General features: G+C 35.5%; 16 protein-coding genes. 4 read left to right on the forward strand and 12 right to left on the reverse strand.

The window, feature by feature from the left end:
• Positions 1-59: 59 nt before the first annotated feature.
• From BUA89_RS01715 to BUA89_RS01725, 3 genes are all read right to left on the reverse strand, one after another.
• Complete coding sequence (locus tag BUA89_RS01715) at positions 60-728, reverse strand: hypothetical protein (RefSeq protein ID WP_072952897.1); 669 nt, start codon at positions 726-728, stop codon at positions 60-62.
• A 122-nt stretch (positions 729-850) separates the two neighbouring features.
• Entirely contained in the window at positions 851-1696 is an 846-nt protein-coding gene (locus BUA89_RS01720; protein ID WP_072952898.1) for an ABC transporter permease, read from the reverse strand.
• 2 nt (positions 1697-1698) lie between these two features.
• Positions 1699-2598 carry an ABC transporter ATP-binding protein gene (locus tag BUA89_RS01725; protein WP_072952899.1) on the reverse strand — a complete coding sequence of 300 codons (900 nt, stop codon included), beginning with the start codon at positions 2596-2598 and terminating at the stop codon, positions 1699-1701.
• Between the two features lie 116 nt (positions 2599-2714).
• Here BUA89_RS01725 and BUA89_RS01730 point away from each other — a divergent pair, with 116 nt between their 5' ends.
• The 3 genes from BUA89_RS01730 to BUA89_RS01740 all read left to right on the forward strand — a co-directional run bounded on the left by BUA89_RS01730 (position 2715) and on the right by BUA89_RS01740 (position 6183).
• A complete protein-coding gene (locus BUA89_RS01730) occupies positions 2715-4073 on the forward strand; it encodes an AAA family ATPase (RefSeq protein ID WP_072952900.1) in 1359 nt (452 codons plus the stop codon).
• A 204-nt stretch (positions 4074-4277) separates the two neighbouring features.
• Positions 4278-5390, forward strand: a complete 1113-nt coding sequence (gene prfB, locus BUA89_RS01735) for a peptide chain release factor 2 (protein ID WP_072952901.1) — start codon at positions 4278-4280, stop codon at positions 5388-5390.
• An 85-nt stretch (positions 5391-5475) separates the two neighbouring features.
• Positions 5476-6183, forward strand: coding sequence for a DedA family protein (locus BUA89_RS01740; protein WP_072952902.1), 708 nt, complete (start codon positions 5476-5478; stop codon positions 6181-6183).
• Between the two features lie 150 nt (positions 6184-6333).
• On the opposite strand, the gene BUA89_RS01745 is transcribed toward BUA89_RS01740, so the two are convergent.
• From BUA89_RS01745 to BUA89_RS22865, 6 genes are all read right to left on the reverse strand, one after another.
• Entirely contained in the window at positions 6334-7227 is an 894-nt protein-coding gene (locus BUA89_RS01745) for an alpha/beta hydrolase (protein WP_072952903.1), read from the reverse strand.
• A gap of 62 nt (positions 7228-7289) precedes the next feature.
• On the reverse strand, positions 7290-8009 hold the full coding sequence (locus BUA89_RS01750) for a hypothetical protein (protein WP_143152246.1): 720 nt from the start codon (positions 8007-8009) through the stop codon (positions 7290-7292).
• Between the two features lie 120 nt (positions 8010-8129).
• Positions 8130-8939: a GLPGLI family protein gene (locus tag BUA89_RS01755; RefSeq protein WP_072952905.1), complete on the reverse strand. Its 810-nt coding sequence runs from the start codon at positions 8937-8939 to the stop codon at positions 8130-8132.
• A gap of 48 nt (positions 8940-8987) precedes the next feature.
• On the reverse strand, positions 8988-9491 hold the full coding sequence (locus tag BUA89_RS22855) for a YncE family protein (protein WP_143152247.1): 504 nt from the start codon (positions 9489-9491) through the stop codon (positions 8988-8990).
• A 7-nt stretch (positions 9492-9498) separates the two neighbouring features.
• Complete coding sequence (locus BUA89_RS22860) at positions 9499-9711, reverse strand: YncE family protein (RefSeq protein ID WP_143152248.1); 213 nt, start codon at positions 9709-9711, stop codon at positions 9499-9501.
• Positions 9712-9769: 58 nt separating this feature from the next.
• Positions 9770-10000, reverse strand: a complete 231-nt coding sequence (locus tag BUA89_RS22865) for a YncE family protein (RefSeq protein ID WP_143152249.1) — start codon at positions 9998-10000, stop codon at positions 9770-9772.
• Positions 10001-10357: 357 nt separating this feature from the next.
• Here BUA89_RS22865 and BUA89_RS01765 point away from each other — a divergent pair, with 357 nt between their 5' ends.
• Positions 10358-11254, forward strand: coding sequence for a DUF808 domain-containing protein (locus tag BUA89_RS01765; RefSeq protein WP_072952906.1), 897 nt, complete (start codon positions 10358-10360; stop codon positions 11252-11254).
• A gap of 253 nt (positions 11255-11507) precedes the next feature.
• Here BUA89_RS01765 and BUA89_RS01770 read toward each other — a convergent pair whose 3' ends face one another.
• The 3 genes from BUA89_RS01770 to BUA89_RS01780 form a co-directional block, all read right to left on the reverse strand.
• The gene (locus tag BUA89_RS01770) at positions 11508-11816 is read right to left on the reverse strand and encodes a glycoside hydrolase family protein (protein ID WP_072952907.1); all 309 of its coding nucleotides are present in this window, start codon (positions 11814-11816) and stop codon (positions 11508-11510) included.
• Positions 11817-12138: 322 nt separating this feature from the next.
• Positions 12139-13254: a molecular chaperone DnaJ gene (gene dnaJ / locus BUA89_RS01775; protein ID WP_072952908.1), complete on the reverse strand. Its 1116-nt coding sequence runs from the start codon at positions 13252-13254 to the stop codon at positions 12139-12141.
• 76 nt (positions 13255-13330) lie between these two features.
• Positions 13331-13867, reverse strand: a complete 537-nt coding sequence (locus tag BUA89_RS01780; protein WP_072952909.1) for a nucleotide exchange factor GrpE — start codon at positions 13865-13867, stop codon at positions 13331-13333.
• Positions 13868-14285 lie beyond the last annotated feature (418 nt).

A 14285-nucleotide genomic window follows, 5' to 3' on the forward strand; every position in this document is an offset into this window, starting at 1 on the left:
TTTAAATTCAAAAGATTAATACGCTGTCATTCAGAACGAAGCAAAGCGGAGTGAAGAATCTATTTAATTATTTCAAATCTCTGGAATTGAAATCTTTCTTTAATACTCAACATGGAAATATTTAAAAATAATAAAAATCCAAAGATGATATAAAAAGACTGTTCAGGCAATTTTGTAAGCTGATACTCAAATTTTGAAAAACCCTTTAAGAGTGATATTCTAAATTGTTCATTAGTAAAATCTATGACTTCATTTCCACATCTTCCTATTGTATCATCATTATACATAGGACTATTTGAAATAAGAGGCTGATTAACTACAAAAAAATGCCCTGTTTTATCAAGGTCTAAGTGATAGGTAGGTTGTTTAGTAAGTTTCATATCATTCAACAAAGCAACAATATCATTATAAGTATTTTCATCACTTAAAATAAATTCTATTCCGGATTTTTCTCTATTTTCTTTTTGAAGTTTTTTAATCTCAGAAACATGAAATTTAGAATTTTCTTTTGCTGAATTGGGCTTTACTATAATTTTTTTATAATTCCATTTTCGATAAGGTTCAAAACTTGCAAATGCTAATTCTTTTCCGTCATGAGATTTAGCAGGAAGTCCAATATCTATTACTCTTAGGTTTACCTCTTCAAATTTTTGATTTCCATAATACCAAAACAAAACCGGTATCAACAAAGCACTGATCAATCCCGGAACATAGAAAATTTTCTTCATGGCAATTATTTTGTTCAAACCGAATGAAAATTTTAAGCCAAAAAAAGTGATTCAACAATTGAATCACTTTTTCAAAAAAATAATCTTTAAATATTTAAAGTTTTTAGTAACAATCAAAAACCTTACCAATCTCTTTTTCTCAAGATCCAATACGATCCAAAAATGAAAATTGCACACCAGACCAGGCAGGCAATCATGTTTTCTGTAGGGTAGTGGAACTCGTATTTTAAACCCATCATTTTGGCCATGTTCAACCTCATCATGGGATTGGGAATCAGGCTCGACATACTTTCCAAGGGTAAAAGATGAGACGCAAAAAAATCATTTTGTAAGACATCATTTCTTTGAGGTCCTTGCATTCCTTTTACCTTTACAAAAGTTTCCATGGCAGATAATATGCTTTCTACGATCCAGAAAACAAAAAATGCAAGAAATACGAAAACCGATTTCCTCAATAGAATGGAAAGGAACATCAGAAAACAGAAAAATGTAAACAGTTTTACAAAATAATTTCCGATAAAAAATATTTCCTCAAAAACTTTTGCCGAATCGGTGGTGTTGGAATACTGATATCCTAAAAACATCGTTATTGCAAACACAATAACAGTGGAAACAATCGTAAAAATGCTGATCGTCAGTAATTTTGAACCGATAAATTCTTTTCTGCTCAGTCCGTCAATGGTATTCTGTTTAAACATTCTGTCGCTGAACTCCTGTGAGATTGAAAAAACAATAATTAAGCCCAGGAAAATTTTCAAAAGACCAACGATCCAGGTTGTGAAATTCCAGATTTCGGGGAAGTTATAGATTCCCTGTTCTTTCAGATTAATGGTTCCGCCAAAGAGGTCAAAGTCTACCAATCCTATGAAAAGCAAAGCAATAAGAATGGCAAAATAAAGGATGGTGAAAATCTTGAATGGTCTGTAATTCAGATTTTTGTAATATTCTAGTTTTAATAATTTTATCATGATTATTTTGTCTTTACAAGTTCAAGGAATTGAGATTCAAGAGACAGTTTTTTCTTTGTTAAATGGGAAAGGAAAATCCCTTTTTCTGCCAGTTTCTGGTTTAATGCTGAAGCAGAAATCGATGCATCGTCACGAATCTGGGCTTTCAGGAGATCACCATCCTGATTAATCGATGTAAACCACTGAAGCTCATTCAAAACATTTAATAATAAGGTGTTATTGTCTGCTTTTAATTCGAAATAACCATTATTGGCCGTCATTTCATCCACTCTTCCGCAGTACAGCGAAGTTCCTTCCTTTAAAACAATGACATGGCTGCAGATTTTCTCGATTTCATCCAGAAGGTGGCTGGCAATAATGATGGTAATGCCCTGTTTGGCAATATTGCTGATGATTTCCCTGATCTGGATAATCCCTTCAGGATCCAGACCGTTTGTGGGCTCATCAAGAATGAGAACCTGCGGATTGTTCAGCATGGCTGAAGCAATGGCAAGACGCTGCTTCATTCCTAAAGAATAGGTTTTGAAGGTGTCTTTTCGTCTTTCATAAAGGCCAACGGTTTTTAAAACTTCCTCAATTCTGGAGTACGGGGTGTGCTTGATTTGGGCTACGATTTTAAGATTGGTTTCGGCACTCAGATAAGGATAAAAGTTGGGCTGTTCGATAATCGCCCCTATATTTTTCAAAGTATCCGGATCTGTTCCCTTCTTTCCAAACCAATACCATTCTCCGCTGGTAGGATTAATGGTAGAAAGTAGCATTCCAAAAGTCGTGGATTTACCGCTACCGTTAGGTCCTAACAGTCCATAGACATTTCCTTTTTCGACGTCAAAAGAAATATTGTTTACGACAACTCTCTTAAATTTCTTCGTCAGATTCTTTACTGATAAAATCTTTTCCATGTAATTTGTTTTACATAGTAGTAGTCTATATAAATTAGGATTTGTTACAGAATTATCATAAATCAATTTAAAATATATTACAAATGCATTAAATTTGGTAGAATTAATCAACAATTATGAAACTTATCGAACTGGCAAAGGAACTGAATGTTTCTGCCGAAGCTATAAAACAATTTATTCAGGATTTTGATCTTGATTTGGGAGTATGCATCAGTACGAATTTCGAGGTGAAAGAAGATTTTGAGAAGTTTGCCCGAGAAAACATTGATTTTTTAAGGGTTTATGAAAAAGATTTAGATAAAACAAAAACTCTGGAGCAAATTGCTGAAACTATTAAGCAGCCTAAAGAAAAGGTAGAAAAAGCAATTAAGGAAGCCGACCCGAATATTTTTGATAATGGATTTTTCAAGTCCTCCATTTCAAGCTATGGAATCGATATTAAATTAGGCGGGAATTATCAGTTCGTCTACAATTACTTTGGGCATAAAACGAGCCTTCAGAAAAGAGATTTTATCGGGTATAGAGATTTATTTTTCTATATTTCAGGAGTGCTGGAGCCGTTTCTGAATCCACAGCAAATTAAAGACTGGGGAATCAATAAACCGGCGGGAATTATTTTGTACGGACCTCCGGGAAGCGGGAAAATATTTTGGGCGAACAAAATTGCAGAGATTATCGGGTATCAGTTCAAAGAGGTGAAAAAACATTACCTCGGGACATCTTTCGTTGATGGAAACCGTACCAATTTTAACGATTTCTTGGTTACTATGATGAAGGAAGATAAAGTGCTGATGTTTCTGGAAGATTTTGATGAAATTATGATGTCGAGAAAAGCCGATAACAATGTTGCTTCCTGTAATCTAGAAACACAGGAAATTATTCTTCACTATATTTCAAAATTCGAGCAGGAAGACCTGTTGATGGTAGGTTCTGCCAATTCTGTTTCCGAAATTGATGAAGAGATTCTGGCACCGGGAAGATTTGATGTCATGATTCCTGTTTTCCCTCCTAATCATGCAGAAAGGTCTGAAATTATTTTGTATGCCATGACGAGAAAACTTGAAAAAGACTCTCTTTTATTTAAAATACTGAAAAACAATAAAGCTGATAAAGTTCCTTTCTGGCACGGCATTTCTTTACAGATGAAGGCGTTCAGCAATACAATGCTGATTGATTTTACCCAAAGCTTAAAAAAGAGAATTAAAAATCAGTATCAAAGAACCAGAAATGAAAATATGAAAATCGATCAGACTATTCTAAATAGTGCATTGAGAGACGCAGCCGGAAAGTTAACAGAAGAATATCTGGATCAGGTTGCAAGGTTTTTGGGTGATGCTATTATTAATAATTTTGACCAGTTTCAACAGAGAATTCACAGCTTAAAATTGGAGCTGGATGCTTATAAAATAGTGGAAGAGCCTAGAAGAGCGATAGGTTTTCATCATAATGGTGAAGATGATGAAAGTCAGGGATAATCTTTTTGGAAGTAAATCGGTCATTAAAGGCCAGGCTGCAAAAGTAATTTTCACTAACATACATTTGAAAACCTGAGATAAATAGAATTTCCTTTATGGTAAAACTTAATTTAAACAGGCTCCTTTCAACCATACACAGTTCTAAGTGAGCCTACAATATTATCAGTTACTTTTTATTCTTACTTTTGCAAAAAATAAACAATCGTGATCAACAACGACCAGATAAAAGAAACTCAATCAAGAATTGAGGATTTATATACTTACCTTCAGATTGAAAAAAAGAAGGTGGAAATAGCCAATGATGATGAAAAAACAGCAGCTCCGGAATTTTGGGACAAACCGAAAGAGGCTGAAGCATTTTTAAAGTTACTTCGTTCTAAGAAAAAATGGGTAGAAGCTTACGAAGAAATCAACACACAGTTTGAAGATCTTCAGGTTTTAATGGAATTTGCAAAAGAAGATCCCGATTCCGAAAAAGAATTGGATGAAGCTTTTCCTCAATTACTGGAAAAAATCGAAGATCTTGAATTCAAAAATATGCTTTCCAATGAAGGTGACGAACTTTCTGCAGTGCTTCAAATCACAGCTGGAGCGGGAGGAACAGAAAGCTGTGACTGGGCTGCAATGCTGATGAGAATGTACACCATGTGGTCTGAAAAGCAAGGCTATAAAATCCGTGAACTGAATTTTCAGGAAGGTGATGTTGCGGGCGTAAAAACAGTAACACTAGAAATCGACGGAGAGTTTGCGTTCGGATATCTGAGAGGGGAAAACGGGGTTCACAGACTGGTAAGAATTTCGCCTTTCGATTCTAATGCGAAACGCCATACGAGTTTTGTGTCTGTATATGTTTATCCTTTGGTAGACGATACTATTGAAATTAATATCAATCCTGCCGACATCAGCTTTGAAACGATGAGATCTTCCGGAGCGGGGGGGCAGAACGTCAACAAGGTGGAAACGGCGGTCCGTCTTCGTCACGCACCAACAGGGATTATTATTGAAAACTCAGAGTCTCGTTCCCAGCTTCAGAATAAAGAAAAAGCAATGCAATTGCTTCGTTCGAGATTGTACGAAATGGAATTGGAAGAACGTATGAAAGCCCGTAACGAAATAGAAGCCAACAAGATGAAGATAGAGTGGGGAAGCCAGATCAGAAACTACGTAATGCATCCTTATAAATTGGTAAAAGATGTCCGTTCGGGATATGAAACTTCGGATGTGGATTCTGTAATGAACGGAAATCTAACACCATTCCTTAAAGCCTTCTTAATGGCGGATGGAACGGCAGTTTCAGACGATGATATGGACCTGTAAATGTCATGTTTAAATTTCGTTAAAATCGTGAAATAAATTTCTTTTTGACGTTTATTAATCCTATTTTTGTTACTTATCAAAACGTATGGAAGATTACAATAGTTGGAAAGATTTATTAAACCCTGAGTTTTACATCAAGCTTGGAGGATTTTGGCTGATTTTGTTCATTATTTTCGCGGAAACCGGTCTTTTTGTAGGATTTTTTCTACCGGGAGATTCATTACTTTTCGTATCGGGAATATATGCTGTTGAAATCATCAAAGAGACTTTCGGCTCTACGGGGAGCGATTTTTTAGATACGTTTATTCTGGCAATTTCCGTAGCAGTTGCTGCAATTATCGGTAACGAGGTAGGCTATTATTTTGGGAGAAAAACAGGAGCTGCATTATACAAAAAGCAGGATACATGGTTATTTAAGAAGAAATATTTATATCAGGCTCATGATTTTTTTGAGAAAAACGGAGCATTAGCGATTATTATGGCAAGATTTTTACCGGTGGTAAGAACGTTTACACCTATTGTTGCGGGAATCGTAAAAATGGATAAAAAAGATTTCTTACGAGATAATATTATCGGAGCAGTTTTATGGTCTTTTCTTTTAATTTTTGCGGGACATTACCTGGATAAATTATTCATCGATCAGTTCGGAATTGATCTTAAAAAGAAACTCGAACTTATTATTATCGTGATTGTGCTGATAACTACAGTTCCTGTAATTATTAAGTTTCTGTTCGGTAAAAAGGAAGATTTTTCAAAATACGAAAATCATAATTTTGATGAAGATGAAAAATAAAAATTAAGTTTAAAATTATAAAGGTAACCTGTTCATTTGAGCGGGTTATTTTTTTGGAGCAATTCCCGCTTTCGCTACTCTTTTCATCATGATTAGGCTCGGCGGCGAAGCCGCCGAGCCTAATCATGAAAAAGCGCTTAAACCTAACGCTCAATCGTAGCTATGAGGAGAATCATTTTTTATCCATTCCAGAATATTAGGGTAAATAACGCTGTCCCTTTTCTTTTTGTTGAAAAATCTTGGAACGTGACCCGTTTTCTTCATAAAGATCAATTTATGAGGAATATTTTGGGCTGTAAGTACAGAATCCAAAGCCAAACCTTGATGCTGATTGACCAAAAAATCCTGATTTCCCTGAAACAATAGCGTAGGAACATGAGAAACATTGGCAATCGGACTTGCTTTTTTAAACTCTTCGGACACATTCTTGCGATCAAATTTTTCTCCGACTACTTTTTGAAAAGTAGGGGACGTGTATTTTGAATAAAAGGAACGAAGATAGTCCGGTGAATAGAAATCCGTAGGGCCGCTTAAAGAGATAATTTTTTTGACCTGATCCGGATGCTGATAGCCATAGAGTAAAGCCAGGTGTCCTCCCGCACTTTCGCCCAAAAGAATATAATTATCGGGCTGAAGTTCCGCTTTGTGAGCCAAAGTATTAAATTTTAAAATAGCAGAAGCAATATCTTCCAATTGCTCTCTGTATGTAATCTTTTTTGATTGGGAAACCAATCGGTAATTCATATTAATACTCGGAATATTATTCTTAAAAAGCATTTTCTGAATCTGGATCATGTGTTCTTTTTTGCCCAGAGTCCATGCACCGCCATGTACAATTAATACCACCGGAGAATTTTCGGGATAGTCGGATGGCAGAAAAACATCCATTTTCTGTCTTTTGTGCTCGCCATATTTGAGGTTATAGATTTTCTGGTCGTTATTGGTTCCCACCCAGACTTTGAATTTTCTTGTATTGCATGAACTCAGTACAAAGCCAATTAACCCTAAAACGAAGAAATGGTATTGAAGAATCAGCTTTTTCATAGAATAAATGTAATGAAAATTACAACTCAAATTAAATTTAAATTATAATATTCATAATATAACTACTCTAAAATATATTCTTCATGACATTTGTTTTTTGTCCAGAATTCCACTTTTGTTACATATCCTTCTCTGCAGTGACAATTTTTATCTTTTAGTGTAAATTTTGATTCTTTTAAAAACGGTCTGCTCTTTTTATCAAGCTGATAAGATTCAGGAATAATATATTCTATAACGGTACTTTCTATGATTTCATCTTTATCATGGTTTGAATACTCTTTCCAAATTGCCCCGTTTTTATAAATGGTATGATATTCCAAACTTCTGTTATATTCATACGTAAACTCATCAAATTCATTGGCTCTTTGATGAAAACTGTAAATTAGCAGACCATTCGGATCATAATAATTGTAGCTTACTTCGTAATTTTCATCATTTTCACGTTCCTTGTTATAAAGCAGAATATATTTAGTGTCAGAATTCAAATTAATCTGCTTAATCTGTTTGAGATCCTCAGTTCCTTTATACATCAACTTATCCGATTCATATATGAAATAAAAATTTCTCTGATCATTTTTTTCCCGAGAATAGTAGATTTTGTTTTCTTGATCATGCATTAATTGTTCACAAGTAAGGTCAATTTTGTTCTGGTTAAAATTTTTATCAGATAATCCTGTCTTTAAATCTTCAAAACGCCCATAAATTCGGTCAATTTTTGCGCTTCCAAGATCCGAATGCTGAACTTTATATTTCACTTCTGAAATTATTTTTGAGCTTTCCAAACAGGTAGTTTTTAATGATTTTATATTACACTCAATCACACTGATATCTTTTTGCCCAAAACAAGACAAAGAAATTAATAAAAAGAGGAAAACAGCTCTTATGTTTTGAGTGATAATCATTTATCTCAAAAGATTAATTTCAATAATATTATTATCCTTTTTAAACTGCTCCAGTCTCATCGTTTCGATTTCCTTTAGCATTTGCTGCCCGCTTGTAAATTTTCCAGAAGAATCGGTTTGGTCAGGAATTTTTCCTATCAGAGAAGCGACGGGATTTTTTCTGTTGGTTTTAAATACTTTAACGAATTGAGGGTACGTGATTTTTATTTCCTTGTAATTATTTAGGTTGGGATAAATAAATTCTTCATCAGTATCTTTCATTCCTTTTATGGTGAAAATATGACTGTGGGTGCTGTCTTCAAGTTCCAGAATAAGTCCCGGAAGTCCGGAAAATTTATAAGGTCCGTCCTGAAACGGAATTCCTGAAGTAAACCATGCTATCCATCTTCTGCCGCCAAATTCGGTGGTTGCTTTTTGCGCTTTATAACTCATGATGGTTTTAAACTCGTTCTTCAGGTTCCAGTTGAGTTTTACATCCTGTTCAACAATATATTTTTCATCCAAAATTTTTATATAGCTTAATTTGCTTGAGTTAGGATATTTTATCACTCTTTCTCCAATCATTTCCTTATTCGGAGGCATGCTGAAAATCCCTTTTTTACTGTCTGCAAGCATCGCAGAATCAGACTTGAATCTTTCTAATCCATAGAATTCTGATTTCGTGGAATTGATATTCAGAGCCATAAATTCTGTTCTAACAGCACTTCTGTCTGTAGAATCCGGGACAAATCTGTATTCGTAAATAAACTGCTGCTTTTGTGCAAAAAATAAAGTAAAAGATAAAAGTAAAAATAACTGAATGTGTTTCATTGTTAATTTGGTGATATTGGTTTTAACGAATATACAAAATATTCATAATCATCTCACGACTGCCATGGTAATGCCATCTGGTCTTCCTCCGATATCCAGCTTTCTTACGACTTCCATTTTACTAAGATCGATGACAGAAACAGAATTATTGGGAGTGCAGGCTAGGAAAAGTCTGTCTTTCTCTTCGTCCATATACATAGCCGCTCCTTGTCCGGCATTGATTTTCTTGATTTCTTTTCTTGTTTTTGCATCATAAAAAAGCAGTTCTCCGGTTTTTACGCTTACAATGCAAACAGATTTTCCATCCGGTGTAAATTTCAGGCGATGCAGCCCTAAAACTTTCGCATCAATATCATTTTTAATTTTTCTTTTTTCAAGGTCGACAACAATAATATGACCGTCTGGTCTGGCTGTCCACAGTTCTTTTCCGTTTTTTGAAACATCAAAACCTTCAGCGCCTTTTCCCACTTCAACCAAAGTCTGTACCCAATCCCAGTGAGGTTTTGCGTTTGGGAGAAGAACTCCTGTTGGCGGAACAGTAGGTTGCAGCAAGACATGATCAAAAAATGCTTACCGTGCCCGAATCTATGTTGGTGGCATAAAAATGTTCTGCATCTGGAGTAACATATAAAAGATGAGTGGTATTTTGTCCTGTCCCCATCGACCATTCCAATTTATCCTCTTTTACATCGTATCTTCCGACAGCTTTTGAACCTTGTGCCGTGAACCATAATTTGTCATTAAGATAAGCCAGTCCGTGAGAACCGTACAAAGGTCTTGTATCAATATTTTTTAGTGGTTTTAAATTTTTTAAATCGATTACATTAATTTCATGAGCGGTTCCCCCCTACTGTATTGGCAACATAAGCCACTGAGCCGTCATCTGAGGTTACAACTTCATGCGGATCTTCGCCTACAGGAATTCTAGAAATAATCTCGAGAGAGTTGTAATCCAAAACAACCATTTTATGATCCGTTTTTGATAATCCTAAAATATATTTTGCTTGTGAAAATGTAAAATTTGAAATAAGAATGAAAAGAAAAGCCGTAAAAAATCTCATGAAAGTTTGTTTTAAAGTCTCTTTTTGGATGTCATAAGTTATTAAATGTTAAATGATTTTTTTTTCAAAGGTTGTCATTCCTATAGGATCTTAGCTCGAATCTTTCCCGATTATTTCTAATATTATGCTCAGATCTCTACAGGATGACAAACTCTATGGATATTTTACGAATGTTTGATTATATGACTTTCACCTTAGCCCCGATTGCAATGAAAATCCTTTTTGCAAAAAAAGATTGTAATGGAAAGCGGGAAACAGCTCCAAATAAATTTTACTTAAAACCTTTAATCATATAATAAATCGAATTAAATATCTATTTTTGCCCTTTAACAATTATTAAAAAAATATTAAAATCTTATGGCATCTGGTTTTTTTGCAATCTTAGATGATATTGCAGCTTTGATGGATGATGTGGCGGTTACAAGTAAAATAGCAACACAGAAGACGGCGGGAATCTTAGGAGACGACCTTGCTGTAAATGCTGAAAAAGCTACAGGTTTCCTTTCTTCAAGAGAGCTGCCGGTATTGTGGGCTATCACCAAAGGCTCATTCATCAACAAGCTGATCATTCTGCCTATTGTATTTTTGCTGAACTGGCTCTACGCTCCGGCCATCAACTATGTTTTGATCCTGGGTGGACTGTATTTAGCTTTTGAAGGAGTGGAAAAAATTATAGAATTTGTTTTTCACCGTGATAAAGAAGGTCATGAGGTAGTAGAAGAGATTGTAGAAGACGAAAAAAGCTCTGAGGAAATAGAAAAAGCAAAGATTAAATCTGCAATTACCACCGATTTTATTTTATCGATTGAGATTGTGATTATCGCTTTGGGAACTGTTTTGGAAGAAAGCCATCCCTTTATTACACAAATTTTAGTGACGAGCCTAGTCGCTTTCATTGCGACTGTCGGAGTATATGGAATTGTGGCACTGATTGTAAGAATGGATGATGCAGGGTTTAAATTGATTAAAAAAAGTAACGATAAAGGATTTTTCGGACAGCTTGGGCATTTACTGGTAAAGGCTTTGCCTATCGTGATTAAAGCTTTAGGAGTGATCGGAACAATTGCATTAATTATGGTTGCCGGTGGAATTTTCGCCCACAGAGTGGAGTTTCTTCACCATTTTTTAGAATCGTGGTCTTCTAATGAATTGCTTACGATTTTGAAGGAGGTTATTTTAGGCCTTGCAGGTGGTTTAATTGCAGTGGCAATTTTCACTATCGGAAAAGGAGTCTATTCTTTAGCTAAAAGATAATAGAAATTTGATAAATAATAATGACCGGGGCGGCTTCAGGAATTGAAGCCGCCACGATTTTTTAACTTAAAACGTAAAAGATTAAGCAGAATTAATCCTGTCCGTTCATTGGTTTTATTTTCCCGTTTTCGTCATACTGAAGCTCCCTTACTTTTATACTCCTTAAATGGTTTTTTCCACCGGATGGTTTGCTGTCATGGTAAAAAAGATACCATTTTTTGCCAATCTCTACAATGCTCTGATGAGTCGTCCATCAAACAACCGGACTTAAAATCTCTCCCTGAAAAGTGAATGGTCCGTAAGGACTGTTACCGATTGCATAGACCAATTTATGAGTGTCTCCGGTAGAGTAGGACAGGTAATATTTCTTGTTGTACTGATGCATCCATACTCCTTCGAAAAACCGATGGTTATGATCTTCTGCTTTTAAAGGATTTCCGTTTTCGTCGAGAATTTGTACATCCTTAGGTTCTTCGGCAAATTCAAGCATATTTTTACTTAAAAGGGCAATTTTTGGTGAAAGAGCATTTTCACCTTTATTGGGTTCTTTAGCTTCTGTCAAGGACTTATTATTCCTGTATTTTAAGCTGACCGCCTTTTAAGCCACCAAAATAAATATAATAATGATCATTGCCCTTAAAAATAACATGAGCAATACTGTAGTTTCCTTATAGGATTTTCTCTTCCTTAAAACTCTGTCTGGTTTATTGGATACTACCAATCCAATAACCTAATCGTAGGATTTGTTTGAGTACATTTTTTTCGGTTTTGCCGCCGAACCTCGAATCCGAAAAAATAACGAGTACGGGAACCAAGAAATAGCTTCAGATAAAATTAATATCAACAAAAAAGAGACTTAAAAAATAAGCCTCTTTTAAATATGATTAATTAAATAAATCTTTCACTTTATCAAAGAAAGTTTTTTCTTTTCCGGATGGTTCTGCAACCATTTCTCCGCTGTTCATCTGCTTTTCGAAGAAATCTTTTTGATCTTTTGTGAGTTTTTGTGGTGTCCATACATTGATGTGGATGAACATATCACCTTTTCCGTAACTGTCAATACTTGGAAGACCTTTTCCTGCCAATCGTAAGATTTTTCCGGACTGAGTTCCTGCATCCACCGTGATTTTCACTTTCCCGCCAACGGTAGGAACCTCTTTCTTCGTTCCCAAAGCTGCTTCAGCAAAAGAAACATATAATTCCTGATGAAGATTATCGCCTTCTCTTTTGATTACTTTGTCAACTTCTTCCTCAATAATCACCAATAAATCTCCCGGAACACCACCAAAAGGCGCGTCATTACCTTTCCCTCTTACATTCAGCTGGATTCCGTCTCTGGCTCCTGCAGGGATGTTGATTGAAATTTCCTCTTCATCCTTAATTAATCCCTGAGCATTTGCTCCAGCCGGGATTTTATCTGCTACTTTCCCGATTCCCTGACAAGTTCCGCAAGTCGTCTGAGTCTGCATCTGACCAAACATCGTGTTCATTACTTTTAGCTGAACTCCGGAACCGTTACAAGTAGGACACGTTTTTGAAGTGGCACCTTCTGCCATCTTCATTTTCTTTACTTTAATGGTTTTTTGGGTTCCATTTACCATTTCTTCAAGGTTCAGCTTGATTCTGATTCTTAAATTAGAACCTTTCACCTGCTGACGACCACCGCCGCCACCGCCAAATCCTCCAAAACCACCACCGAAAATATCTCCGAACTGACTGAAAATATCTTCCATGTTCATTCCGCCACCGAAACCGCCGCCAAAGCCGCCGTTTCCGCCCATTCCTGCGTGTCCGAACTGGTCATATCTTGCACGTTTCTGCTCGTCACTCAGTACTTCGTAAGCTTCTGCTGCTTCTTTGAATTTTTCTTCAGCCTCTTTGTCACCAGGATTTTTATCCGGGTGAAATTTGATGGCCATTTTACGGTATGCTTTCTTTATTTCGTCGGCCGATGCAGATTTGCTGATCTCAAGAACCTCGTAATAATCTCTTTTTGACATCTTTTTTATGAGTAATTAGAATGAGAAATGGGTAATATTCAAAATTGCTTATTACCCATTGCTTATTGCTTATGTTTTAATTTCCTGTAACCACTTTTGCAAAACGAATTACTTTGTCGCCTAAAGTATATCCTGTTTCGATTACGTCTACGATTTTCCCTTTCAGATCTTCTGACGGCGCAGGAATCTGGGTAATTGCCTCATGGAAGTCTACATTGAAAGCGTCTCCGGCCTTTACTTCCATCGTTTTCAATCCTTTTTCAGTAAGTTTATTTTTGAATTTATTGTAAATTAATTCCACACCTTGTAGATCAGCAGGATTTCCGTTTTTAGCGATTTCTTTTAAAGCTCTTTCAAAATCATCCAAAACACCCAACATAGAGATCATCATGTCCTGGTTGGCATATTGGAAGAACTCCATTTTCTCTTTAGAAGTTCTTTTTTTATAGTTTTCAAACTCTGCATACAATCTGATGTAACGGTCTTTTTCTTCTGCCAAAAGTTCCTCTGCAGTGGGTTGAGCTGTCACATTTTCCTCAGTTGCTGCTTCGTTTGCGATATTCGTATCTTCTTGATTATTGATGCTTTCTTCGTTAATATCCTGATTTTCCATAATTCAATCTTTATTTTCATTTTTATTCGCAAACATTCTGCCAAAGAAAAAAGCGTGACATTTCGGCAGATTTTAGGGGTGGTTTTTAGTTGTTGGGATTTTGTGAAGGAAGAATTCTTTTGTACTTAAGAACCTGTTTATATTTCATTAAAATATTTTTATTGCATTGATTTTTCAACAATTATTAAGCTGTATCTTCGCCGAGTTCAGATTGACAGACCTAATAATAAATGTAATTCGCAGTATCAGGTTAAGTTTGTTGAAACCTTATATATTTTTTGAACAAAATTGTAAAATTCAATTAACATTCTAAAATTTATCTTCAAATATTGCAAGACCAAAATAATCTCAGGCTCCGCAGGAGCATTCTGTTAATAGGATGAAATGTGAGAAAAGAGGAGTTCTGTAGGAACGACCT

Origin of the sequence: Chryseobacterium arachidis (genome assembly GCF_900129245.1) — a bacterium.
Taxonomy (GTDB): Bacteria; Bacteroidota; Bacteroidia; order Flavobacteriales; family Weeksellaceae; genus Chryseobacterium; species Chryseobacterium arachidis.

Bases quoted from the DNA above. Each gene is read 5' to 3' on its own strand.
- BUA89_RS01715 (WP_072952897.1), bottom strand. From the start codon at position 728: ATGAAGAAAATTTTCTATGTTCCGGGATTGATCAGTGCTTTGTTGATA.
- BUA89_RS01720 (WP_072952898.1), bottom strand. From the start codon at position 1,696: ATGATAAAATTATTAAAACTAGAATATTACAAAAATCTGAATTACAGA.
- BUA89_RS01725 (WP_072952899.1), bottom strand. From the start codon at position 2,598: ATGGAAAAGATTTTATCAGTAAAGAATCTGACGAAGAAATTTAAGAGA.
- BUA89_RS01730 (WP_072952900.1), top strand. From the start codon at position 2,715: ATGAAACTTATCGAACTGGCAAAGGAACTGAATGTTTCTGCCGAAGCT.
- BUA89_RS01740 (WP_072952902.1), top strand. From the start codon at position 5,476: ATGGAAGATTACAATAGTTGGAAAGATTTATTAAACCCTGAGTTTTAC.
- BUA89_RS01745 (WP_072952903.1), bottom strand. From the start codon at position 7,227: ATGAAAAAGCTGATTCTTCAATACCATTTCTTCGTTTTAGGGTTAATT.
- BUA89_RS01755 (WP_072952905.1), bottom strand. From the start codon at position 8,939: ATGAAACACATTCAGTTATTTTTACTTTTATCTTTTACTTTATTTTTT.
- BUA89_RS22865 (WP_143152249.1), bottom strand. From the start codon at position 10,000: ATGAGATTTTTTACGGCTTTTCTTTTCATTCTTATTTCAAATTTTACA.
- BUA89_RS01765 (WP_072952906.1), top strand. From the start codon at position 10,358: ATGGCATCTGGTTTTTTTGCAATCTTAGATGATATTGCAGCTTTGATG.
- dnaJ (WP_072952908.1), bottom strand. From the start codon at position 13,254: ATGTCAAAAAGAGATTATTACGAGGTTCTTGAGATCAGCAAATCTGCA.
- BUA89_RS01780 (WP_072952909.1), bottom strand. From the start codon at position 13,867: ATGGAAAATCAGGATATTAACGAAGAAAGCATCAATAATCAAGAAGAT.